The sequence below is a fragment of the Phyllobacterium calauticae genome (assembly GCF_019991125.1).
Taxonomy (GTDB): Bacteria; Pseudomonadota; Alphaproteobacteria; order Rhizobiales; family Rhizobiaceae; genus Phyllobacterium; species Phyllobacterium calauticae.
On the sequence record NZ_JAGENB010000012.1, the window covers coordinates 56,765 to 75,265 of the forward strand.

Consider the following 18,501-nt stretch of genomic DNA (forward strand, 5'->3'; position numbering starts at 1 on the left):
GAAAGAAAAACGTGCCCGGCCGGAAAGCTGGGCACGCCAATTTTTGCAAAAATCAATGTACGACGAAATACTGGTCGGGATGTGCCTGCACATCGTCATAGCTGGTGTTTACGAGGGTGACGCTGTCGCCATGGCCGAGATCGACCACGACATTATTGCCAACCTGCGTAACACGATCGGCCAGATCCTCGGGAGAATGGATGTGGAGACCGTTGATATCCTTGGAAATCTGAAGGATGTCTTCACCTGGGGTAAAGTCCAGGATGACGTCGTTGCCGCCGCCGCCGCTGAAGTGGAAGATATCGTTGCCGGCACCGCCTGAGAGGATGTCGTTGCCAGCACCGCCGTCGAGATAGTCATTACCGGCACCGCCCTGAAGAACGTCGTTGCCAGCGCCGCCGAACAGAATGTCATTGCCATTTCCGCCCTGCAGGATGTCATTGCCAGCGTCGCCGAACAGAATATCGTTGCCGTCGCCGCCGCTCAGGATGTCATTGCCTGTGCCGCCGTGAAGGATGTCATCGCCTTCACCGCCATACAGGGTGTCATTGCCTTGATCGCCGAAAAGAATGTCATTGCCCGTGCCGCCGAACAGGGTGTCGTTACCGTGTCCACCGAAAAGGATGTCATTGCCCTCATCGCCGAAGATTATATCGTTTCCGTTTCCGCCAAAGACGAGATCATCACCACCATGGGCGTGAATGAAATCGTCAAAACGCGAGCCAAACAAAACGTCGTCGTAGGCGCCGCCTTCTAAAGTGGCCATCTGCTTCTCCTTCTGTCTGCTTTGAGTTTCGACCAGCTGGAAATGTTCCAGCCATCGATGCTTTGACGATTGTGCGCTGCACCAAATCGAAATGCAACCTAGACTAAGAGTATAAATGCGGCATTCGCGAGTAACAAATTATTACGAATGCGTATTACTCAACATTTTGAAAAAGAACTATAATTTATATTTACCTATACAATACTTCATCAATTGACGTTGTTTGATTGTATTTTATTTCAAAATTTGAAATATTGCCAAAACCCCTTTGTTTAAGGGATTTTATTCTAATCAATCCTCTCTGAATGCTCGATTCAAGCTGTCGGAAATTGGCGAAATGATATAGTCGATCGCCTTGCGCGCCTTATGCACGATGATGACCTCGGCGGGCATTCCGGGATAAAGTTTGACCGATGGATTGGCCGCCAGCGACTTTGGCATGATTTCCGCGCGGGCGACGAAATAGGCCGTGTCCGTCTTTTCATCGATCACCTGATCGGCGGCGATATAGCTGATCTTGCCATCCAGCGGCGTCAGTGAGCGCTGATTGTAGGCGGTCAGGCGAATCTGCGCCTGCGATCCCATCGAAACGCTGTCCACGTCACGCGGACTGATTTTCATTTCAACCACCAGAGGTTCGTTTTCAGGCACGATGTCCATCAGCGCCTCGCCGGCCGCCACGACGCCGCCTGGCGTGCGCAGGCGAATATTGGCAACCACGCCCGCCTGCGGCGATCTGATTTCCACCCGGCGCATGACGTCCTTGGCTGCAACGATCCGCTCTTCCGTATCCGCAAGATCGGTCTGGTTGGTGGTGATCTCGCCGGCGATTTCGGATTGCAGGTCGCTTTCAATGCCGATCAAGCCAAACTCTGCACCGGCCTTCGCCTGCTCCGCCTTTGCCTTGTCCCCGGCATACTGGCCGCGATTGCCCGCCAGTTCGCTCAGCTTGGTATCGATCTCGGTCAGCTTGGACTTCTGGGCAAAGCCCTTGGCGACCAGCCCGGCAATGGCAGTGCGCTGTTCGGTGATCAGCTCGGTCTGCCTGTCCGTCGCGGCGACCTGCGCCGCGGATGATTTTGCCTGTTCGGTATATTGCTCGATGGTTTTCTTCTGCACGTCCGTGCGGCTCATTTTCTGGGCCGAGCGTTTCTGGAAGAAAATGCGTTCCGCCTTGACGGCGTTCTCGGCAGCCACATTGTCAGGCCCGCCGAAGTGCTCGGGAAAGGTGATCTCCGCTGCACCCGCCTGTTCCGCACGCAACCGTGCAAGTTTGGCGATCAGCCCGATCCGGCGGGACTGCAGCGACTGCAGTTCCGCCCGGGCTTTCGTATCGTCCAGCCGGATCAGCGGTTGCCCGACCTTGACCTCGTCGCCTTCCTGCACGAGCAGGCGGTCGAGGATGCCCCCCTCCAGATGGCTGATTGTCTTGCGCTTTGAATCGACGATGACCGTTCCCAGGGCAACGGCGGCGCTGCCAAGCTCGGCCGAATAGGCCCAGCCGAAGAACCCGCCGAACGCGATGACGATCGTCATGATTCCCGCAATGATGAGCCGGCGCAGGGGCGACTTTGCATCCTCATTCTCAAGATCGATGACCCATTCCGGCCGCACGATTCCAAATTTGGTCAATGCCTGCTTCCCGCCCGACTCGGCGCGCGGCGCCAGCAATTGGGTGAAACGTTTGGGAACAATCGATTTGCCGGTCATGATCCTGTCGCTCCCATTTTGGGACCCGTGGGTGTGATGGAGGCCACGACGTCGGTGCGCGGGCCAAACTGGGTGATTCGACCGTTTTCCAGCACAAGCAGCTTGTCCGCCACCTGCATGATGGTCGGGCGATGCGCGATCATGACGACGATGGCGCCGTCATCGCGCGCCTGTTCGATGGCGCGCATCAGTGCCCTTTCGCCGACGGCGTCGAGATTGGCATTCGGCTCGTCCAGCACGATCAGGCGGGGGCGGTTATAGAGGCAGCGTGCAAGGCCGATCCGCTGGCGCTGGCCACCGGACAGCGTCAGGCGCCCGTCGCCGACCGGCGTGTCGTAGCCCAGTGGCAGGCGGCCGACCATCTCATGCACATCGGCAAGCCGTGCCGCCTCCAGAACACGGTGCGGGTCGCTTTCACCCATCCGGGCGATGTTGTCCTTGATGGTACCGTCGAGCAGCGCCACCGACTGGGGCAGGTAGCCGGCGATTTCACCAAACGAGCTGCGCTCCCACAGATACACATTGTTGCCGTCGAGAAAGACACCGCCCGACGTTGGCTTGACGATACCGATCATCAGCCGGGCCAGCGTCGATTTACCCGCTGCGGACGGACCGACAATGCCAAGCACCTCTCCCGGCGAAAGGGAAAACGAAATGCCCTTGATGATCGGCATTTCGACGCCCGGCGCCGCATAGACAAGCTTGTCGATGATCAGATCGCCATGGGGCCGCGGCGTCGGCATTGTCTGGCGGACGGCGAGGTTTTGCGCGAGCAGGGCCTGGATCCGCTGCCAGTTTCCGATGGCGTTCACCCATTGGCGCCACGTCTCCACCACATGGTCGAACGGCGCGAGAAGACGACCGACAATGATCGTCGTGGCAATCATCGCACCGGCCGTGATTTCCTGCTGCATGGCGAGCAGCGTACCGGCGCCGAGGGCGCCAATCTGGATCATGAACCGCAAGGTACGGGCGATGGTCCCCATGGCCCGGCTGCGCGCGCCGCCCGCATCCATCAAATCCAGGGCGCTCATCTGCGCCGTACGCCAGCGCCGGGCCAATGCGGGCAGCATGCCCATGGCCTCGATCACTTCCGCATGGCGCAACGTGCTGCCGATTTTCGAGACGGCTTCGATGTTCGCCTGATTCGCATCCTTCACCAGGCTTCGCGTCAAAATGTCCGTGATGACACCGCAGGCGACGAGCACGATGACCGAGACGACGCCGATAATGCCGAAAACCGGGTGGAGAAGAAAAAGCACGGTCAGGAAGATGGGGGACCAGGCCGCGTCAAGCGGCGCACTGACCGCTGACGAGGTGAGGAATGTCCGCAGCTCCGTCAGATCGCGCAGCGCCTGCGTGGCTTTGGGCAGCCCCTGATCGACCGACGCCTGAACGGCAGCGGTCAGAATCGGCAGATTGAGCCGGCGCACAAGCGCGCTGCCCATGGCCTGGAACGACATGGCCCGGATGAATTCGAGAATACCGAAAACGATCAGGGCGCCCGCCGCCAGGATGCTCAGCATGACCAGCGTGTCGGTGCTCCGGCTGTTCAAAACCCTGTCATGCACCTGCAGCATATACAGCGGTACGGTGAGCTGCAGAAGGTTGATGCAGGCACTCAGCAGAACGGCATAAAGGAGGCCCGACAAGAACACCCGACGTGCGCGCAGAATGAGGGTCCGAGGTGCCGGAACCGTATGCGTCGTCGCATTTTTTCCAACATTGCTCTTGCCATTTGCATTGTTTTGACGAGTATCACTCATGTGTAATCTGCCTTGGAAATGACACAGCTGCCCGGTAGCCCGATTGAACTTGGTCTATAGCATTAGACTAGTAAAGTAATACCGTGCAGAATGTGACAGAAAAAAGTTCATATGGTGGGGAAAAAAGCAAAGGAGACCTTGGAATATACTTGTAACTTACTTCAAATTTTGAAGTAAAATTGATGATGGAGACAAAGATGATACAAAAACTTCTACACGAAGGAGTGGAAGTCGAAACATCTATTGACGGTTATGATGCCGCCGATTTTCCTGAAATTACAGCGGAAAAACAGGGACATAGACATCCAGTTCACACCGTTGTGGTGACACACTTCGAGCTGGCCAGAATGATTGAGAGAGTAAATCGTCGGTTCGCCAGTCTGCTGAGGACTGAACTGACGAAGTTGGGGATCGAAGACGTTGGCCCAGCCCAGGCGATGGTTCTCCTGGCGATTGGCGACGTCGAACTTTCTGTTGGGGAGCTCTTGGACCGGGGTCACTATATCGGCTCCAATATCTCCTACTATCTGAAGCAGCTCGCCGATGGGGGATACATCGACAGGGTTGCCTCCCAGCGCGACAAGCGGTCCGCAAGGATCCGCTTGACCGACAAGGGCGAACAGCTTTGCGCCAATCTGCGCAATGCAGGCGGAGCTTACAACCGCGTACTCGCCCGGGATGATGACGATCTTCGCAATCTGGAAATCGCATTCCAGACATTGCACAGGCTCGAACTGGTTTGGGGCAATGCCGCGCGTTACGGCATCTGAGCCCCTGTCAATTCGTGTTCTGATGTCTGGAAAGGACTGACATGCATGTGGCTTTCGTTCACAGGCGCGGCCTGGGTCAATTTGCTGCCCTGGCCGAACATCTTGCGGCAAGCGGGCATGATGTCAGCCTTATCTGTGAAACAGTGGACCGGCGCCTCCCATCGGTCCGCGTGATCAGACACAGAATGGAACCTGGCCCTCGGGCGGACAGCCAGATGGCCAGGTATCTCGGCATTCCCGATCACCACGTGCGGATCGGGCACCGCGTTGCCGAAACACTCGATTCCATGACTCGCCAGGGCGAACGCCCCGACATTGTCATCGGTCATATCGGGTGGGGCAGCATGATGTTCGTCAAGGATGTCCTGCCGCAGGTTCCGGCCCTCGGCTATTGCGAATTCTTCTATCGGGCCGAAGGCGCCGATGTCGGATTTGCGCCGGATGACAATCCGGATGCCGAAACCCGCAAAAGATTAAGGCTGCGCAACATTGCGCAGCTGATTTCCCTTGAGGCAATGAATGGTGGCATCAGCCCGACGTTCTGGCAGAAGAGCCTGTATCCGGCCGCCGCGCAGAAACGCATTGCCGTCTGCCACGAAGGCGTCGATACACGGATTTTCCGTCCCGATGCGCACGCAGCGCTGAAACTGCCCGATGGCCGCATTCTCAGGGCAGGCGATCCGCCTGTCATCACCTTTGTTGCCCGCGACCTCGAGCCCTATCGCGGCTTCCCGCAGGCGCTGGAAGCGGCGGCAAAGGTCATCCGGAAAAATGCCGACGCCCTGTTCGTCTTTGTCGGCGGCGACGGGGTGAGCTATGGCACGCCGCCGCCCGGAGGCGGCTCGTGGAAAGACGCACTGCTTTCCAAGTATGATTTGCCGCCCGACAGGATTTTGTTTCCGGGCGCGATTTCGCACGATCTCCTGCGCCAGCTCTATCAGATCTCGACGGCGCATATCTACCTGACCTATCCCTTCGTTCTGTCCTGGTCCGTCATCGAGGCCATGGCATGCGGCGCGCTGGTGATCGGTTCGGACACCAGGCCCGTTCAGGAAATCATCCGGTCCGGCCAGAATGGCTTGCTCGTTCCCTTCTATGATACGGACGCGCTCGCCGACACCATTTTGCGCGTGCTTGCCGGGCCGAACGATTTCATGCCGCTGCGTGCGGCAGCACGCCGCACGATCGAGCACCGTTTCCGGCTGACCGATTGTCTTGTGCGGCAAAAATCTCTGATCGACGCGGTCTTGCGAGCTGCCTGAACGGCGCTGTCTTCACCCTCCCATACCGCCCACGCTGTGAACGCACACCCGCAGAACCTGCAGGAAACACTGGGGTTTTGCCACGCAATTGAAAGTATAAATAAAATATTTCGATTTTTGAAACAATTACAACTTATATCTGTATTACATTTTACTATAGACCACGAAGATATTCTGTTGACATTACTCGGTTGATATTTTCTCTTAACGGGAGACGCAGTTCGCATCTGCACAATCGACCAACTACACTGCCAAAGATACGGGATGTCTATTTTGAACACATCACTGCCCGCAGCCGTTCATCGACAACCTCGCCGAAGCCGCTACGCCATCGCTTCCAGCCATGATCAGGCGCTGCTCGAAGCTTCGCCCCTGGCCGATTTCATTGTTTTCGTGGAACCGGACGCGGATCATCTCCGGCTGCTGAATGCCTTTCCGCTGATCGGCGTGGCCGTTTCAGATACCGGCGCGGCGGAGCTGCAGAACGCATTGAAGCGCATCTACCGGTTCAGGACCGTTCCCGAAGTGCCGATTGTCCGGCTGGATGCATCGACGGTTGCTACACAGGCTGCGCTTGTCGCGCAGGTGCTTGAATGCGGGCTGGATCGCCTCACCAGCCACGTGACCAAGGTACACGGCGAGCTTGTCATGCTGCGGCGCGAACGGGAGACGCTCTTCGAGAACTACCGCGCCATCGAAAATGCCTTCCACGCCAGGAACTGGGATTCCGTCACCGAGATTTTCGGCCACACGCCATGCATCGACCCGAAGGATGAAGGCTTTGCCAACCTTCTGCGGGAATCGGAAATCGAACAGCTCTTCCCGGTATCGAGCTATGCGGTCTCCGGCTTTGCCCTGCATTTCCGCGGCCTGCCCACGGGTCGTTCCGGACAGCTAATTGTCACGCTTGACTACGTTGAGAATGGCGAAGGCATCGCGGAATGGCTGGTCCCCTATGCCAGCGTGGCTGCGGACTGGAATTTCTTCTCCCTGCCCAAGGCCTGCGACGGCGGCCATCGCACGCTGCGGCTGCGGGTCTCCGCAACCGGCGGCGTGCCGCCGGAGCTTTCCCTCGGCAACGCCATCACCAACGAACGCTATGCGGCCAGGGCACGCATACCGCATGCCGATCTTGACATGCGCCCATTGGCTTTCCGCGTCTTTACCGGCCTACCCGGGGTGCGCCCGACCTCCCTCAGCAACGTCTTCGTACCGACATCGCTGATCGCCGGGCGGCGCGTCGAAGATTACCGGCTGCCGGTGGAAATGCTGCGCAGCGTCGCCAATGTTTCCGTTAATACCGTCGAGCCCGATTTCCCCACGGTGCGCTTTCTGGAACACGAAGACGCCATTGTCTGCCATCCCCTGAACGAGGGTATAACGGCCGGTGCGATCCGCCGCGTCATATCGCCGGGGACGGTTCGCATCTCGGCACGCGCGATCATCGATCATCCCGAGGGCCAGCCCGGCGCGGTCGGCTTCCTGCTGACAAACCTGTCGGCGGATATCAAGGGCGAGATCGGTGCATTGGGCCGCGCCACGGAAAAGCGGCCGACAGCGCTGTTCAGCGGCTGGACCGACATCACCGCGGCACAGCCCGTCGACATCAATTTCATGCTGGACGCGGCGACCACCCGCGCCATGGATCTTGTCATTCTCAGCAAGGCGACCACCGGTTCGGTCGATTTCTCCTGGCTCAAGGTGTTCAACTTCAGGCTTGTCAAGCATATCGAGGCGCGCCCGGCCCAGGAGATGGCCAATGCCCGATAAATCGCAGGACCTGATCGCCATCGCCATGCCGCTTTACGGTCATGCGGCCCTCGTTCCCGAAGCGCTTGAATCGGCACTGGCATCGATAACGAAATTCCGCGTCGCCATCGTTGTCTCCGTCGACGGCGACCCGCGCCATGAAGTGTTCGATCAGTTGGCGCTCTATGCGGCAGCCCATCCGTCCATACACGTGATCTTCGGCACGAATGCCGGGCCGGGCGGCGCGCGCAATCGGGCGATTGAATATATTCTGGAAGAATTACCCGAAGCAAAGGCAGTATATTTTCTGGATGCTGACAATCGCGTTCAACCCTATACTGTCGATACACTTTACCGCCGTCTTTCCTCCGGCAAGGCAGGGTGGATTTACACGAATATCGATACATTCTCGGTGAACTGGCGCGCCCATTACGGCGACAGCTATTCGCGGCTGATCCACTGCATCACGGACAACATCTGCGACACGGGATCGATGATTTCGATCGACGTCTTCAAAAGCGGCGTGCGCTTCGATGAAGACCGCCAGAATGGTTTCGAGGACTGGGAATTCTGGTTGTCGGCGATTGAGGCCGGCTTTACCGGGCAGCCGTGCCATGACACCGGCTTCGAATACCGTCTGCGTGCGGAAAGCCGCTTCAAGGAAGCCAACCGCGACCGGTCGTCATCGATCAACTTCCTGCGCAAACGGCACAAGGCCCTGTTCCGCCGACCGACCCTGGTCGGTTTCGAACACGAGGAATGTCCCCGCTACGCGCTGATCCGGACAGGCGAGGGGACGCTCAGCACCTTTACCGATCCCACCCGCACACCCGGTGAGATCGGCTTTGACGACGCGATCCGCGCCTATTGGGGCAGCGTCGGCGAACCCGACAATTTCCATTTCCCGCCCTTTGTCGCCGCATGCAGCAACGAAACCTTGAAGCTGTTGAACCGGTCGCGGCTGTTTCCGAACATCCTCTGCCATCTCGAGCGTCTGGCGGAAAAATCCAATATCGTCTTCGTCGAGTTCGGCAATGTGGATTCGGAGCGGCGCATCGAATCCGAGATCATGCCGTCCGGCACGCATCAGGGCCCGGCCGACCTGATCTTCGTTTCGACCAAGCTTATCCAGAACGTCATCGACAACGATGCGCTCGACTGGTTTTCGTCCATCGGCAGCCAGCAGCTGTGGCCTACATCATCGCGCCTGAAAATCCGCTTTCCGTTCCCCAAGGCACGGCAGCGCCGCTCGCTGGCACGGCCGGAACAGGCATTGCTCAACCTTGTAACAGCCATTGCAACCAGCCCGCTCAAGCAGACGGCATCCACACGCTGGACATGGCGCCCGCGCCGCCTGCCGGCCCTGTCGGACATGTATCAGGTCTTGAGGAAGGAACTCGGCGGATCGCCGGTCCTGCCGCTCGCCCACAATACCGCCGGAAAAAAGACGGCGGCGGTGCTGGTTCCCAATGCCTCGTTCGGCGGTGCCGAGAAGGTCGCCTATGCCGCCGGCCGCGAATTGAAACAGGAGGGGTTTGAAACCCACCTGTTCGTGCTCGGTTCAAGCCGCATGGACGTGCTCGACGAGTTCGACCAGGCCTTCGACTACATCCATTTCTGGAAGGACGGCATACCGGCCTGGGGTGACACCAACCGTTTCCTCGGGCAGGATTTCATCACCGAAGATCATCCGCTCGACTGGGAAGCGCTGCGCGGACAGCTCTCCGGCTTCGACCTGATCGTCAACAACCACGTGATGGCCGCCCATCCGCTGATGGGCAAACTCCGCGCGGAAGGCACGCGCACCGCCTGCTATCTCCATGTCGTGGATGAGACGGTCTTCCGCCGCCGCGCCGGGCAGCCCTATGCCGCCATTGCATTCGAGCATGCCTATGACGCGTTTCTCACCTGTTCCGAGCAGCTGAAAACCTACCTGCACAGCTTTGGCGTGCCGTTCGAGAAAATCTTCGCCGTCCCGAACGCCGCCAGCTTTTCCATCGATGCAAAGCTGCGCGCCCAGGTCACCGGTGCCCGCAAGACGCCGCAGCCGGCTGAACCGCTGCACATCCTCTACATGGGTCGGCTGGACCGCCAGAAGGGCATTGACCGCTTGCACGATGCCATCATCAAACTGCGCGAGCGCGGCATCGCCTTCGAAGCCCAGGCCATTGGCGGCGAGATTCTCTCCGACGATCCGAGTTCGTCATGGATGGCGCGCCTCAAGGACGCCGGTGTCCGCGTTTCGCCGCCGGTTTTCAGCGGCAAGGATATCGCGGCCCAACTCGCCTGGGCCGACGTGCTGCTGATGCCGTCGCGCTGGGAAGGCGCGCCCCTGATGATTGCCGAAGCGCAGCAGCTTGGTTGCGTCCCGGTGGCAACTGCCGTCGGTGCGGTCGATGAGCTGATCATCCACGGCCAGGACGGCATCCTGATCAAGAATGGCAATGATGCGCAGATCGTATCGGACATCGCCCGGCTGCTGACCATTCTCGCCCAGGACCGCACGGCGCTGGCCCGCACGGCGGAAGGCGCGCTTGCCACGGCTGCCGAGCGTTCCTGGACCTCATCCTTTGCCAGCTTCATTCACTGGAGCAACACCATCGAACCCGCTCTTCCTCTCGAACGGAGTGCGGATGCGCCGGAAATCATCCCAGAATTCGATGCCACCGCCGTGCTTTCCGGCCGTGCTGTCGCGTGACGATCACCAGAAAGGTTTTGTGACCCCCATGAGCCCCAGAATTCTCCTTACAGGCATCCCAGGCCACCTGACACGCCTTATCCAGCGCGCTGAAGACGCCCGGGTCTTTTACTCGGAGAAACAGCCGCAGCCGGAAAGCAAGGATGCTTACCTGCGCGAACTCAAGAACATCAGCAACACAGGCAATTACCTGATCGGGGAGGGCGCCTTGCGCGCATTGTCCCCGGATGCCACCCATATTCCGTTCTGGCATCTCTACAATGCCGTCAACAATGGCACCGGTCTCGATTCCATCAACAAGCAGTTTGATATCTGCGTGTTCACCTGCGCCAATCTCCTGCGCAAAAGCCTGTCGGCCGATGCGGAAGCGCAGGTCTTGTCCAAGCTCGACATGCCCGTGGTCATGCTGGGCATCGGCATCCAGAACCGCCCCGATCTCGAGGAGTCCTTGCCCGAAGGCACCCAGCGCCTGCTGCAGGTGCTGAAGGAAAAGGAACACTATTTCCTCACCCGCGGCGACGAGACCGCCTCCTATCTCAAGGATCAGGGTTTCTCGTTCGTACGGCCCGTCGGCTGCCCGTCGATGTATTTCATGCCCGCCAATGTGCGCAAGGCCATTCGCCGTCTGCCTGATGTGAAGGTGGGCGAGGGGCGGACCGTGTTCACCGGCTATATGGGTGCCGCGCTGGATACGATCGGCGACATGAACGCGCTGTCGTCCGATGACGGCCGGTCGGCCTATGTCATCCAGGACGAGCCCCTGCATTTCGACATGCAGGTCGAGCCTAACGAGGATGGCCGCGTCTACGATTCAACCTCGGGCGAGATGATCGGTGACCTGACGTTCAAGGGCTCCGGCGAACTGAAGAAGAAGATCAAGGTTCACACATTTTTCGACACCAACCAGTGGCGCGCCTGGACGTCCTCGATGGACTTCTCCTTCGGCCGGCGCTTTCACGGCAACATCATTGCGCTCCAGTCCGGCGTGCCAAGCCTGATCGTGGCCGTCGATGACCGCATGCGCGAAATGCTGAACTTTTCCGGATTGCCGAAAGTCGAGGCCAACGACCTCAATTCTGCAAATGACCGCTCGGCTTTCATCTCCGACCATCTGGCGCAGATGAACATCCCGCAGGTCATCGAAAAATACTCTGACCGTGAACGCAGCTTCCGCTCGGTCCTGACCGAGATCGGCATCGGATAACTCCCATATCCGGTGCTCCGGAAGCTCCAACCCAAGATGGACGAACATGCGAATAATGATCACAGGCATCCCATCATATCTGATGCGGACAGTCGACAGCGTTTCCGGGGCAACGGTCAAGCACCGTCCCTATTTCGAAAACATCCGGACGAAGAAGGATGTCATCGACCAGGTCAAGCGGATTGCCAATACCGGCAATTATCTGATCGGTGAAGGCGCGGCCAACAGCGTGCGCGGCCACGACGTCACCTATATTCCGTTCTGGCATCTGGCCAACAGCATCCATTCGCCCGAGACCTATGCGCGGCTGAACGAGAGCTTTGATCTGTGCCTGTTTGCATCGGCCAACCTGCTCCGGCCCGGCTATGCAGCAGCGACGGAATCCCATGTGTTCGAGCGCCTGAACATGCCGATCGTCGTCATGGGCATCGGCATCCAGAAGAAGGAAAACCTGAAAGCCGAACTGCCGGAAGGCACGCAGCGCTTTCTCAACGTCTTGAAGAAGAAGGAAACATTCTTCCTCACCCGCGGGCACTTCACGGCGGAATTCCTGAAGGCCGAGGGCATGAAATATGTGCGCCCGACCGGTTGCCCCTCCCTCTATTACGATCCGGCCCAGATGAAGCGCTCGCTCAGCCGCCTCGCCGATCCGGGCCTGGCGGAATCGCAGAAGATCGCCTTTGGCGGTTATCTCGGCAGCGTTCCCGACACCATCGTCGATGCCCATGCGCTCCTGCACAAGGACAGCACGGCAAGCTATGTCATCCAGGACGAGGTCATCGTCTACAACATGAACATGGTGGGCGACGAGGGCACCGAAGCCTATGATCCGGCGGCCAGCCGCATCACTGCGCCGACCGAGTACAAGCATGCGGAGAAATGGCAGCGCAAGCGCGACTATCTCGTATTCTTCGACACGCATAAGTGGCGCAGCTGGGTTTCCGGCCAGGATTTCTGCTTTGGCCGCCGGTTCCATGGTTCGATCATCGGCATGCAGTCGGGCATTCCGGCGCTGATGATCGCCGTCGACGACCGGATGCGCGAAATGCTCGACTTTGTCGGCTTCCCCCATATCGAGGCATCGGTCTGGAACCGCGAGCCGCAAAAGAAGGCCTTCCTGCAGGACTTCCTGTCGAAGATCGACGTTCCGGCCGCCATCCACCGCTATTCCGCCTGCGAAGCCAATTTCAACGCCGCGTTGAAAGATATTGGAATCCGGTGATCGGTGCTTGTCCCGGCGGCCACCTTATGAGGAGGCATGAAACCATGGGTTGGAAAGTGCACATGCGTAAGTTGGCCGCCGGCGCCGCCGGTATCGTGGCAGCGATTGTTATCGGCATTCAGCCGGTAACACCGGCACATGCGGCGGGCGATACCCGCTTTGGTGTCAACCGGGTCAATCTGGCCTGGCTTTCGCCCGCCGAACGGGAGAAACTTCTTGATCTCATGGTCAAGAACGGCGTCGTGGCGGTGCGCCTGTCACTGACAAAACCGATCGACCAGAGCATTGACGCGGTCCGCGTTGCTCACGCCAAGGGCCTCGCCATCCTCCTGGAAATATCGCTCAACAATCCGGCCTTCTATCCCGAGGGCACGCAACCCCGTTCCGGCCTTGGCCGGATATGGGACATGTACCGGCTTTCCGATATTTCGCCGGATCAGTTCCGTTCCGTCGTCGGCGATGCCCTGCGCAAGATCGATGCGCTCAAGATTCCGCTTGTTGCCGTGGAGGCCGGAAACGAGATCAACTGGGGTGCCTATAATGGCGATCTCGAAGTGAAGGCAAAGGCCAAAAGCCACACCGCCCGCTCGCTGGCGGATCTCGATAATCTGCCGGCCGTCGAACAGGGCGCAGCCCGGTACGTCCAGCTTGCCGCCGTGGTCCGCAGGGAATTGCAATCAACGCAATACAGCCGCAACGCCAAGGTCATTTCGGCGGGGCTGTCCGATATCCCGGTCGCCGACGCCGACCGGCGCGGCATCGACAGCATCGATCCCGCCAGTTTTACCAATCTCATGCGCAAGCATGGGCTGGACAAGGTCGTGGACGGCTACGGCATCCACATCTACCCCGGCAGCAACGGCACGGCAGCAGCCCGCGCGGCGCATGTCAGCCAGGCGCTGTCCATCTGCCGCTCGGAGCCGGACGGCAAACCGTGCTGGATCACCGAATGGGGCTTTTCCAACACGGCAACCACATGCCCGGCCAATGACGGCTCACGGGAACAGCTGGTCGAGGCGGCACGCAGCCGCTTCGCCGAACTGATGGGAACAGGCCGCGTGGCGGCCGCCTACTACTTCGATTGGGATGCAAAGGGATATGGGGTCTGGCGCTGCGGGGGACTCTCTCCCGCGGGCCGGGCAGCAGTGGTGACACCATGAAACTGAAAACCGTCATCATCGGCGGCTCCAATACCGTCATGCTGCCCGGCTACCTGCCGTCGCTTCTGGCGACCATGGCCCGGCGCGGCATCGACCTCGACATTACAGCCGACCTGGCCGTGGGCGGGACGACCAGCGCCTTCGGCCTCTACCAGCTCAAGACCTATGACAAGCTTGCCGATTGCGATCTGCTGCTGATCGAGTACGCACTCAATGATGCCTTTGTCTATGGCGACGAGCGGCGGCCTTTCCGCCACTGGGCGCGGTTCTACGAAGGGATCATCCGCTATGCCCTCGAGCAGAACCCCAACCTGCGCATCGCCACCCTTGTCTTCGGCGCCCGCAACGGCTCCTTCCTCAGCGCCGTGCCATCCATCGATGCCGGGATCAACTACATCTCGCAGTGGTACGGCACCATCTGCGTCGACGTTTCGCGCCACCTGATGCAGCGGCTGGGCCGCGATGTCGTCGGCCATCCCAGTTTCTATTCCGACCAGGGGCATTATGCGCGGCCGGTCGCGACGACCATCGTCGCCAACCTCATTGCCGATGAACTGGAACCGGCATTGCAGCGCCCGCACAAGGCGGCTGCCCTGCAGCCGCCCATCGACCCTGACCATTTTGCCGGCGCGCGCGCGCTCGATGGCGTGCAGCTGGGCAAGCGGCTGGGCCGGCTGCCGGTCGAATACAGCAACCGGCGATTTTCCGTCTCGGCCCTTGATCTTGGCCGCGACCGTTTGAAATTCGAAGTGGACAAGGGGCAGCTCCTGGCCATGGCCTATGTCTGCGAGCCCAACATTCCGCCGCTCGATGTACGCATGGGCGAGGAGACGCACCGCGCCGCCCTGCTCAAGGGCGGTGTGCGCGACGGCACCTACAAGTTCCTGGTGTCGATGCTGAGCTTCGAATTCCTGTATGGCGTCACACTCCTGCAGACCCAGCCATCCCTCGCGCTCACCCTCGGGGGTGGCGGCGAAGGCGGCGAGCACAAGTTGCACGTGCCGAAGGACAGCATCAGGCATGAAACATTCCCGGCCGAACCGGCACTGCCGATCAGCGGCATTCTTTTCACCGGCAACCTGAGGGTCTGCGCCATCGAGAAGGCCGGAAGCGCGGCCAATGGCTCTGCCGCTGCCGCACAACCGGCGGCCAAAGTGGAAGCACCAGCGCCAGGCGCCTGAGTTCCCGCCACTGCCATCTTTGTCAAACGGCGCGGACGTGATACCCGTTCAGACGGACAAGTGAGCGGGAATCATGACGGAAGCCGACATAGTTGCGATTGAAGAATGGCTTGACGCGCAAGGATTGGCCGGCGCCAGCGAAACCGAACTGCTGAACGGTTTCTGCGTGCGGTGTTGCGGCCTTGGCATCACGCTCGAACGCGCCTTGACCTTTGTCGATACGCTGCATCCCATCTACGAGGGCAGGGCGTTCCACTGGCGCCAGCGCGAGGAGGTGGAAAAGCCGGTGATCGAGTATGGCTCGAGCACCCAGGGCCCCGGCGCCGAAAGCTGGCAGCGGACCACATTCTACCACCTGCTGCAGTCCGGCGAGGATTCGCTCCGCCGCCGCATCGGCGAAATGGACGAACCGGGCTTTCTGCATCTGGAAAACCTCAAGGCCGAAGGGCTCACCGATTATCTCGCGCTGGTCCACCGCTTTTCGACGCAGGGCAGCATTGGCGAAATGGACTGTTTCTATTCGCAATGGTCCACGGCGCACGCCGACGGCTTCGAGGACCGCGATATTGCAACCCTGAAACGTCTGGTGCGGGGGCTGGCGCTTGCGATCAAATGCTCCTCGCTGGCGCGGATCGTGCGGACGGTGGCCGAGGTCTATCTCGGGCACGATGCGGGCGAACGCGTGTTGGCCGGGCGCATCAATCGCGGCGCGGCCGACCGGATCGAAGCGGTTCTCTGGTATTCGGACCTGCGCGACTATACGCGCATTTCCGACGCGGCAGGACCGGATGCCATAATCCCGATGCTGAACGACTATGCCGATGCGGTCATCTCGTCGATCCAGGAAGCGGGCGGCGATGTGCTGAAGCTCATCGGTGACGGCACTCTGGCCATCTTCACCGAAGGCGGGTCGCAGACGGCCTGCGCCGCGGCGCTGAAGGCCCAAGCCCTTCTGCGCAAGCGGCTCATCGTGCTCAATGAGCGGCGCGCCGCCGAGAAACAGCCGATCACCAATGTCTATCTCGGTATGCATGTGGGCGAGGTGTTCTTTGGCAATATCGGCAGCGACACGCGGCTGGATTTTACCGTCGTTGGACCGGCCGTCAATGAAGTCAGCCGCATCGCATCCATGTGCCGATCCGTCGATCAGGATGTCCTGATCTCGGACCGCTTCGCCGCATTCCTGCCGGAAGAACTTCGCTCCAAACTGGTTTGCGTCGGACGTTTCGCCTTGCGCGGTGTCGGGCGGGCGCAGGAACTGTTCACCCTCGACCCCGCCGAAAAACGTTGAAACCCGCAATGCCGGGCATTGCGGGTTTCCTCTGCTTTCACAAGCGCGTCAAAAGGCGCTGATTATCCGTTTAAATATCGCTTTGCCAGTTCCGCCATATCACGATCCTTCTTGGTCTTGATCGGATGCAGCACGCGCGAAAGAAGTTTCAGCGTTGAAAAGCCCGGCTTGAGATACGGTGAAAGGGTGGGGAGTTGGATGTTCATTGCAAATATCCCTTTCTTTTTAGGGTCAGAACCCATTAATCTGGTCGAAATGGTATGAGGCCATTTGTTCGGCTACAAGGAGCGAAGGCGATGGCAATGTGGTTCATTGTCGAGCCTTTGCGACGATGGAGCTGGGCAAATGGACCATATCCTCTGGACGCCGAAACGGCTGCAAGCTGCAGTGTCGACCCGCTCGGTCGGGGGAAAGGCCCCGCCCTTCGCATCTCTCCTCGCATCTTTTTGCCGTTTCAGACGCCATTTCGATCATGTTAATGGGTTCTGACCCTAAGTTATTTGAATAACGGGGGTTTATTCCCAGTCTGAATATCGCATGGTGGAAGGGCGAGGCGGTATACCGATCCACCGAGGTGATTGCCTATTTCTCCGGGAAGATCGTGTTGATCTCTGGGCAGAAAAGCGGCTCAAAAATTACCATCCGTGGAAATCGACAGGGATCGCCATTTGTTGATTTCCGCGTGAACCGAATCCAGCTTCGTCGCGATGCCTTTGACCGCATCGGAACCGGCGGCATAACGCAGGGGTGGCTCCTGCGAGGCGGCCAGTTCAATCAATGCAGACCCGAGCTTTGCCGGATCGCCCGCCTGCTTGTAGCTGTACCCGTCATAGGTCGTGCGCGTTTCACGCGAGGCTTCGGCATAGTCCTCAATGCTTTTATTGCCATAGCGAACCGAACTTTCGTCGAGAAAATCCGTGCGGAAGAACCCCGGCTCGACGATGGTCACATGGATGCCGAAGCGGGCCACTTCCATGGCCAGCGATTCCGAGAAGCCTTCAACCGCAAACTTCGTCGAACAATAGACGGAAGCACCGGCAAACCCGACCATGCCGCCTATGGAGGACAGATTGAAGATGCGGCCAGATCTTTGCCAGCGCATCACAGGCAGAACAGCACGGGTCACATGCAACAGGCCGAATACATTGGTGGCGAACTGGCGTTCGATGTCGTCGGCACCATTTTCTTCGAACTGACCCAGCTGGCCGTAGCCGGCATTGTTGACGAGAACGTCGATGCCGCCGAAATGGGTGACGGCAGCATCCACCGCCTGATCCGCATGCTCGGGCCGCGTTACATCCAGCTCGACGATCAGCAATTGCCCCTCGACGCCCGCGAACGCCTGTTGCACCTGCTTGCGATTGCGGCCGGTCGCGACCACATTGTCACCGGCTGCCAGCGCAGCCTTGGCAACTTCCGCGCCGATACCCCGTCCGGCACCGGTGATAAACCATGTCTTGCTCATCCTGCATTTCCTTGTCGTCCTGAAACAGAGCCCCTTGGGCCCACGACGTGAAAATAGGACGGAAGGCGGGAAAGCACGTAGACCGGAACTCCGGATGAATTGCCTGATCCTCCGGATTTCGCGATGCCGTTGTGGCAGCAAGGTTGAAATGTCGCTTGTTGTGCAAAGTTAAAATGTCATCCTGACAGATGCCGAGGCTCATCGACGGGCAGGGCGGAGACCTCGATATCGCAGCTCTGCCCGGCGACAGTGAATAG

At 59.4% G+C, this 18,501-nt stretch carries 14 protein-coding genes; 9 read left to right on the top strand and 5 right to left on the bottom strand.

Translation table 11 applies throughout. The annotated features are described in order from the left end of the window. Positions 1–52 precede the first annotated feature (52 nt). The 3 genes from J1W56_RS24585 to J1W56_RS24595 form a co-directional block, all read right to left on the bottom strand. Positions 53–766, bottom strand: coding sequence for a calcium-binding protein (locus J1W56_RS24585; protein ID WP_223615915.1), 714 nt, complete (start codon positions 764–766; stop codon positions 53–55). A gap of 291 nt (positions 767–1,057) precedes the next feature. Further along, positions 1,058–2,476: an HlyD family type I secretion periplasmic adaptor subunit gene (locus J1W56_RS24590; protein WP_223615916.1), complete on the bottom strand. Its 1,419-nt coding sequence runs from the start codon at positions 2,474–2,476 to the stop codon at positions 1,058–1,060. Beyond that, on the bottom strand, positions 2,473–4,242 hold the full coding sequence (locus J1W56_RS24595; RefSeq protein ID WP_223615917.1) for a type I secretion system permease/ATPase: 1,770 nt from the start codon (positions 4,240–4,242) through the stop codon (positions 2,473–2,475). The genes J1W56_RS24590 and J1W56_RS24595 overlap by 4 nt, the downstream gene beginning before the upstream one ends. Before the next feature lie 200 nt (positions 4,243–4,442). On the opposite strand from J1W56_RS24595, the gene J1W56_RS24600 reads away from it, so the two are divergent. The 9 genes from J1W56_RS24600 to J1W56_RS24640 all read left to right on the top strand — a co-directional run bounded on the left by J1W56_RS24600 (position 4,443) and on the right by J1W56_RS24640 (position 16,779). Then, complete coding sequence (locus tag J1W56_RS24600; protein ID WP_223615929.1) at positions 4,443–5,012, top strand: MarR family transcriptional regulator; 570 nt, start codon at positions 4,443–4,445, stop codon at positions 5,010–5,012. A gap of 41 nt (positions 5,013–5,053) precedes the next feature. After that, positions 5,054–6,274: a glycosyltransferase family 4 protein gene (locus tag J1W56_RS24605; protein ID WP_223615918.1), complete on the top strand. Its 1,221-nt coding sequence runs from the start codon at positions 5,054–5,056 to the stop codon at positions 6,272–6,274. A 264-nt stretch (positions 6,275–6,538) separates the two neighbouring features. Next, positions 6,539–8,044, top strand: coding sequence for a DUF6212 domain-containing protein (locus J1W56_RS24610; RefSeq protein ID WP_223615919.1), 1,506 nt, complete (start codon positions 6,539–6,541; stop codon positions 8,042–8,044). Further along, entirely contained in the window at positions 8,034–10,721 is a 2,688-nt protein-coding gene (locus J1W56_RS24615; RefSeq protein ID WP_223615920.1) for a glycosyltransferase, read from the top strand. Before J1W56_RS24610 ends, J1W56_RS24615 begins: the two co-directional genes overlap by 11 nt. Before the next feature lie 28 nt (positions 10,722–10,749). Continuing rightward, complete coding sequence (locus J1W56_RS24620) at positions 10,750–11,925, top strand: polysaccharide pyruvyl transferase family protein (RefSeq protein WP_223615921.1); 1,176 nt, start codon at positions 10,750–10,752, stop codon at positions 11,923–11,925. Positions 11,926–11,971: 46 nt separating this feature from the next. Beyond that, entirely contained in the window at positions 11,972–13,147 is a 1,176-nt protein-coding gene (locus J1W56_RS24625) for a polysaccharide pyruvyl transferase family protein (RefSeq protein ID WP_223615922.1), read from the top strand. Positions 13,148–13,209: 62 nt separating this feature from the next. Continuing rightward, positions 13,210–14,307 (top strand): glycoside hydrolase, encoded by a 1,098-nt coding sequence (locus J1W56_RS24630; RefSeq protein WP_223615923.1) that lies wholly within the window; start codon positions 13,210–13,212, stop codon positions 14,305–14,307. Further along, on the top strand, positions 14,304–15,488 hold the full coding sequence (locus J1W56_RS24635; protein WP_223615924.1) for an SGNH/GDSL hydrolase family protein: 1,185 nt from the start codon (positions 14,304–14,306) through the stop codon (positions 15,486–15,488). The genes J1W56_RS24630 and J1W56_RS24635 overlap by 4 nt, the downstream gene beginning before the upstream one ends. Positions 15,489–15,561: 73 nt before the next feature. Then, positions 15,562–16,779, top strand: coding sequence for an adenylate/guanylate cyclase domain-containing protein (locus J1W56_RS24640; protein WP_223615925.1), 1,218 nt, complete (start codon positions 15,562–15,564; stop codon positions 16,777–16,779). Positions 16,780–16,841: 62 nt separating this feature from the next. Here the strand turns inward: J1W56_RS24640 and J1W56_RS24645 are convergent, their stop codons facing one another. Both J1W56_RS24645 and J1W56_RS24650 read right to left on the bottom strand, forming a co-directional pair. Next, positions 16,842–16,985 (bottom strand): hypothetical protein, encoded by a 144-nt coding sequence (locus J1W56_RS24645; protein WP_163364476.1) that lies wholly within the window; start codon positions 16,983–16,985, stop codon positions 16,842–16,844. A gap of 422 nt (positions 16,986–17,407) precedes the next feature. Beyond that, positions 17,408–18,244, bottom strand: a complete 837-nt coding sequence (locus J1W56_RS24650; RefSeq protein ID WP_223615926.1) for an oxidoreductase — start codon at positions 18,242–18,244, stop codon at positions 17,408–17,410. Positions 18,245–18,501: the final 257 nt, after the last annotated feature.

Excerpts from the sequence above, each read along its gene's own strand:
- J1W56_RS24585 (WP_223615915.1), bottom strand. The coding sequence starts at position 766 with ATGGCCACTTTAGAAGGCGGCGCCTACGACGACGTTTTGTTTGGCTCG.
- J1W56_RS24590 (WP_223615916.1), bottom strand. The coding sequence starts at position 2,476 with ATGACCGGCAAATCGATTGTTCCCAAACGTTTCACCCAATTGCTGGCG.
- J1W56_RS24595 (WP_223615917.1), bottom strand. The coding sequence starts at position 4,242 with ATGAGTGATACTCGTCAAAACAATGCAAATGGCAAGAGCAATGTTGGA.
- J1W56_RS24605 (WP_223615918.1), top strand. The coding sequence starts at position 5,054 with ATGCATGTGGCTTTCGTTCACAGGCGCGGCCTGGGTCAATTTGCTGCC.
- J1W56_RS24610 (WP_223615919.1), top strand. The coding sequence starts at position 6,539 with ATGTCTATTTTGAACACATCACTGCCCGCAGCCGTTCATCGACAACCT.
- J1W56_RS24615 (WP_223615920.1), top strand. The coding sequence starts at position 8,034 with ATGCCCGATAAATCGCAGGACCTGATCGCCATCGCCATGCCGCTTTAC.
- J1W56_RS24620 (WP_223615921.1), top strand. The coding sequence starts at position 10,750 with ATGAGCCCCAGAATTCTCCTTACAGGCATCCCAGGCCACCTGACACGC.
- J1W56_RS24625 (WP_223615922.1), top strand. The coding sequence starts at position 11,972 with ATGCGAATAATGATCACAGGCATCCCATCATATCTGATGCGGACAGTC.
- J1W56_RS24630 (WP_223615923.1), top strand. The coding sequence starts at position 13,210 with ATGCGTAAGTTGGCCGCCGGCGCCGCCGGTATCGTGGCAGCGATTGTT.
- J1W56_RS24635 (WP_223615924.1), top strand. The coding sequence starts at position 14,304 with ATGAAACTGAAAACCGTCATCATCGGCGGCTCCAATACCGTCATGCTG.
- J1W56_RS24640 (WP_223615925.1), top strand. The coding sequence starts at position 15,562 with ATGACGGAAGCCGACATAGTTGCGATTGAAGAATGGCTTGACGCGCAA.
- J1W56_RS24645 (WP_163364476.1), bottom strand. The coding sequence starts at position 16,985 with ATGAACATCCAACTCCCCACCCTTTCACCGTATCTCAAGCCGGGCTTT.
- J1W56_RS24650 (WP_223615926.1), bottom strand. The coding sequence starts at position 18,244 with ATGAGCAAGACATGGTTTATCACCGGTGCCGGACGGGGTATCGGCGCG.